The sequence below is a fragment of the Mycobacterium sp. ZZG genome (assembly GCF_054786995.1).
On sequence record NZ_JBTBFV010000144.1, the window covers coordinates 1 to 1,661 of the forward strand.

Consider the following 1,661-nt stretch of genomic DNA (forward strand, 5'->3'; position numbering starts at 1 on the left):
AGCCTCGATCCACCGATGAATCGCCTGTTCGGAGGGTGTTGATGTAAGGAAAGTGCCCTTTGAGCTGGGATGATTGGAGTTACCACACTTCGATCAGCCCACGTTCAGAAAGGCACTTCCGGTGCAAGTGTCCCATAGGTTCGCCGTGTCGTCGGCGGTCTTCGATGATGCACATCTCGTGTCGTGCGCCGGGCTGGTGCCGGTGATGACCCTGGCCGACCAGACCGGTCTGTCGCAGCTATTGGCCGACAAGATCCGGTTCACCTGTGAGCGGATCCGTTCGGGTGCGGCCCATCCGTCACCGAAGCTGACCACGCTGATCGCCGGGATGTGCGCCGGCGCGGACAGCATTGATGACCTAGACGTTGTGCGCTCGGGTGGGATGAAGACCCTCTTCGGTGGTGTGTACGCCCCGTCGACGATCGGAACCTTATTGCGGGAGTTCACCTTCGGGCATGCCCGCCAGCTCGAATCTGTCCTGCGCGAACACCTGGCCGCGCTGTGCGGGCGTGTCGATCTGTTGCCCGGCGCCGACGGACGGGCGTTCATCGACATCGACTCACTACTACGCCCGGTCTACGGGCACGCCAAGCAGGGCGCCAGCTACGGACACACCAAGATCGCCGGCAGGCAGATCCTGCGCAAAGGCCTCTCACCGTTGATCACCACGATCAGCACCGACCACGGTGCGCCGGTGATCGCCGGGGCGAGGTTGCGGGCGGGCAAGGCCAACTCCGGCAAGGGCGCAGCCCGCATGATCGCTCAAGCGGCCGCTACCGCCCGTGCTGCCGGGGTCACCGGGCAGATCCTGGTGCGTGGCGATTCGGCCTACGGCAATAGCACCGTGGTCACCGCCTGCCACCGAGCAGGTGTCCGGTTCTCGCTGGTGCTGACCAAGACCGCCGCAGTTGCCGCCGCCATTGACGCAATTCCCGAGACCGCGTGGACCCCGGTGAACTATCCCGGTGCTGTGCGTGACCCCGACACCGGCGCCTGGATCTCCGATGCCGAAGTCGCCGAAACCACCTACACAGCCTTCGGTTCCACCAAGACTCCGGTGACCGCCCGGTTGGTCGTGCGCCGGGTCAAAGACGCGCGGTTCCTCGATGCGCTGTTTCCGGTGTGGCGGTACCACCCGTTCTTCACCAATTCCGACGAACCCGTCGACGCCGCTGACATCACTCATCGCCGCCACGCCATCATCGAAACCGTGTTCGCCGACCTCATCGACGGACCTTTGGCGCACATGCCCTCGGGGCGGTTCGGCGCGAACTCGGCCTGGATCCTGTGCGCCGCGATCGCCCACAACCTGCTGCGCGCCGTCGGCGTCCTGGCCGGAGGTGCCCACGCGGTCGCCCGCGGGGCGACACTGCGCCGCAAGATAATCACTATCCCGGCCCGCCTGGCCCGTCCGCAACGCCAACCTATCCTGCACCTACCAGCGCACTGGCCCTGGACAGAGCACTGGCTCACGTTGTGGCGCAACACCATCGGCTACAGCCCACCAGAAATCGCCACCACCTGACCATATGCCGAAAGGCCCGACCGGAGCGCACAGGAACAGCTGGACAGACCAGCAGATACCCCCTGCCCGCGACCAGGACCAGCCCTCAACAGCCCAGCGAGGCACACCTACCCCAATTCATCAGTGGATCGAGGCT

The 1,661-nt window shown here is 65.1% G+C and carries 1 protein-coding gene; it reads left to right on the plus strand.

The genetic code is table 11. The annotated features are described in order from the left end of the window. The first annotated feature begins 121 nt into the window (after positions 1-121). Positions 122-1,525: an IS1380 family transposase gene (locus ACXMYJ_RS29010; protein WP_260752814.1), complete on the plus strand. Its 1,404-nt coding sequence runs from the start codon at positions 122-124 to the stop codon at positions 1,523-1,525. Positions 1,526-1,661: the final 136 nt, after the last annotated feature.